General features: G+C 63.7%; 3 protein-coding genes. 2 read left to right on the top strand and 1 reads right to left on the bottom strand.

The features are described 5' to 3' along the window. Positions 1–1,007: cytochrome c peroxidase (locus EN969_RS23860; RefSeq protein WP_127419447.1), on the top strand; the 1,007-nt coding region annotated here is incomplete at its 5' end. A 1-nt stretch (position 1,008) separates the two neighbouring features. Here EN969_RS23860 and EN969_RS23855 read toward each other — a convergent pair. Further along, positions 1,009–1,461 (bottom strand): Lrp/AsnC ligand binding domain-containing protein, encoded by a 453-nt coding sequence (locus EN969_RS23855; RefSeq protein WP_013531233.1) that lies wholly within the window; start codon positions 1,459–1,461, stop codon positions 1,009–1,011. 163 nt (positions 1,462–1,624) lie between these two features. Between EN969_RS23855 and EN969_RS23850 the strand changes: the two genes are divergently transcribed. Further along, positions 1,625–3,131 (top strand): proline dehydrogenase family protein (locus EN969_RS23850; protein WP_206525216.1); only part of this gene is annotated, 1,507 nt, incomplete at its 3' end.

The following is a 3,131-nucleotide window of genomic DNA, read 5'->3' as shown; positions in this document are numbered from 1 at the left end:
TCTTCGATCAGGGCATGAGCGGTGACGGGTCGGTATCCTGTTCGACCTGCCACAAGATCGACCGCCAGTTCCAGGACGACCTGCCGCAGGCGGTCGGCGTCGGCCACACCAACCGGCGCACCATGCCGCTGGCCGGCGTGGCGCACGATCCCTGGTTCTTCTGGGATGGCCGTCGCGACAGCCTGTGGGCGCAAGCGTTGACGCCGCTCGAAAATCCACTGGAGCAGGCGGGAAACCGCGCTGCCTACGCGCATTACATCAAGGCGCGCTTCGGCGAGCGCTATGAGCGCATTTTTGGGCCGCTGCCCGATTTTTCCGGCATGCCGTTGAATGCCAGCCCACTTGGAAACGATGCCGAGAAAGCAGCCTGGAATGCCATGAGCAGCGCGCAGCGCGACGCCATCAACGGTGTCTTCGTCAATATCGGCAAGGCGATTGCCGCCTTCGAACGCTCGATCGCGCCCACGCCAGCGCGCTTCGACCGCTTTGCGCTGGACCTCGCCACCGGTGCCGAGCCGAAGGGCGATGCTGTCTTTTCCAAACAAGAAATCCTTGGGCTTAAACTGTTCATCGGCAAGGCCAATTGCGTGACCTGTCACAACGGCCCGCGCTTCACCGACAACAGCTTTCACAACACCGGCGTGCCGCCTGTTGCGGGCCTGCCGCCGGATCGCGGCCGCATCGATGCCGTGCACCAAGTCGAGGCCGACCCGTTCAACTGCCTTGGCGCCTATCGGGACGGCGAGGTTGCCGCCTGCGGCGAACTGCGCTTCATGGTCAAGAATGCGCCACAACTCATCCGCGCCTACAAGACGCCGTCTCTGCGCGGTGCGGCAACGCGACCGCCCTATATGCATGCCGGGCAGTTTTCGTCGCTCGACGAGGTCGTGGCGCACTATGCGAAGGCCGCGCCCAGCGTCGAAGGGGTATCAGAGGTTCACCCGTTGGAGCTTTCAGACCGAGAACGCGCTGCTCTGGTGGCGTTCTTGAAGACGCTTTCGGAGTGATCTACCGATCCTTCACGGTCTCCATCGCCACAAAGGTCGAGGTCTGGGCGACATGGGGCAGGGCCGAGATGCGCTCGCCGAGGACGCGGCGGTAGGCGGCGATGTCCCTGGTGCGGACTTTCAGCAGATAATCGAAGCTCGATGCCATCATGTGGCACTGTTCGATCTCCGGCACAGCCTGTACGGACCGGTTGAAGGCGTCGAGCGCGGCGGATCTGGTGTCGGACAATTTCACCTGGACGAATGCGACATGGCCTTCGCCCATGCGCTCGCGGTCGACGATCGCCTGGTAGCCTCTGATATAGCCGTCCTTCTCAAGCCGCTTCACCCGCGCCTGCACCGGCGTCTTCGACAGGCCGACCTTTGCGGCTAGTTCTGACATGGAAAGCCGGCCATCGCTTGCAAGTGCGGCCAGGATATTCCGATCTATGCGGTCCAATTGGTCTTCTGTCATCGAAATCGCAGTCCAAATGTCAATTATATGCCGCTAGGATAGATCGAATGACCTGCAATGTCGATTTCTTTGGACCGGCCGAAATTTTGCACTTGTGCTAGCTTGCGCCATTCGGTCCGGTGACCGCCGGCCCGATCCCCTTTGCTCGATCCACGGGACCGCCATGCCAGCGCTCGATGCCATCCGCCAGCAGATCCGCGCCAACTACCTGCCCGACGAAGACGAGGCCGTGAAGCGGCTTGCCGAGGCGACGGGGCTCTCCGGGAAAGACCGCAAGGCGATCTCGGCTCGCGCCGCCGATCTGGTGCGCGCGGTGCGCGGCTCGTCGGATCCAAGGCTGATGGAAGTCTTCCTCTCCGCGTACGGTCTCTCCACCAAGGAAGGCGTGGCGCTGATGTGCCTGGCCGAGGCACTGCTGCGCGTGCCCGATACCGAGACGATGGACGACCTCATCGCCGACAAGATCGCGCCGCACGACTGGTCGGCGCATTCGGGCGGTTCGAGCTCCATCTTCGTCAACGCCTCGACCTGGGCGCTGATGCTGACCGGCCGCGTCCTCGACGAAGGCGAGGGCGGCATCGAGGGCACGCTGCGTTCTATGGTGCGGCGGCTGGGCGAGCCGGTCATCCGCAAGGCGGTGGCCGCCGCCATGCGCGAGATGGGCGAGCAGTTCGTGCTCGGCCGCACCATCACTGAAGCCGTCAAGCGCGGCCGGCCGATGACCCAGAAGGGTTATCTCTATTCTTTCGACATGCTGGGCGAGGCGGCCCGCACCGAGGCCGACGCCTTGCGCTATCACAAGGCCTATGCTGACGCGATTTCGTCGCTCGATTCCGGCTCCAACGGTCCTGACATCAGGCAGAACCACGGCATCTCGGTCAAGCTTTCGGCGCTGCATCCGCGTTACGAGGTGGCGCAGAAGGACGAGATGCTGCCTGTGATGGCCGAGCGGCTTTTGTCGCTGGCGCTGGCCGCGCGCCATTCGCGCATGGGTCTCAACATCGATGCCGAGGAGGCCGACCGCCTCGATCTATCGCTCGACGTCATCGAGCGGGTGCTGGCCGAGCCGGAACTTGCCGGCTGGAACGGGTTTGGCGTGGTGGTGCAGGCGTATGGGCCACGCGCGGCCTTCGCCATCGACTGGCTCTATGCGCTGGCCAAGAAATACGACCGCAACATCATGGTTCGGCTGGTCAAGGGCGCCTATTGGGACACCGAGATCAAGCGGGGGCAGACGTTGGGACTCACCGGCTATCCCGTCTTCACCCGCAAGGCCAACACCGACGTCTCCTACATGGCTTGCGCCAAGAAGCTGCTTGGCATGACCGACCGCATCTACCCGCAGTACGCCACCCACAATGCCCACACCGTCGCCGCCATCCTGTCGATGGCTGATAATAACCGCGATTCCTTCGAGTTCCAGCGCCTGCACGGCATGGGCGAGGCGCTGCACGAGACGGTGCGACGGTCCGAAGGCACGCGCTGCCGTATCTATGCACCGGTCGGAGCGCATTCCGATCTGCTGGCCTATCTGGTGCGCCGGCTGCTGGAGAACGGCGCCAACTCCTCCTTCGTGCACCAGCTGACCGATGAGGATGTCGAGCCGGAGGACATTGCGCGCGATCCGCTCGAGACGGTCGAAAGCCAGGGTCCGGCAGCCAATCCGGCGA

The organism is Mesorhizobium sp. M7A.F.Ca.CA.003.01.2.1, from assembly GCF_003998945.1.
In the GTDB taxonomy this organism is placed as follows: domain Bacteria; phylum Pseudomonadota; class Alphaproteobacteria; order Rhizobiales; family Rhizobiaceae; genus Mesorhizobium; species Mesorhizobium ciceri.
This window is presented reverse-complemented; position numbering and strand designations above follow the sequence as displayed.

Coding starts and splice junctions, on each gene's coding strand:
- EN969_RS23855 (WP_013531233.1), bottom strand. CDS start 1,461: ATGACAGAAGACCAATTGGACCGCATAGATCGGAATATCCTGGCCGCA.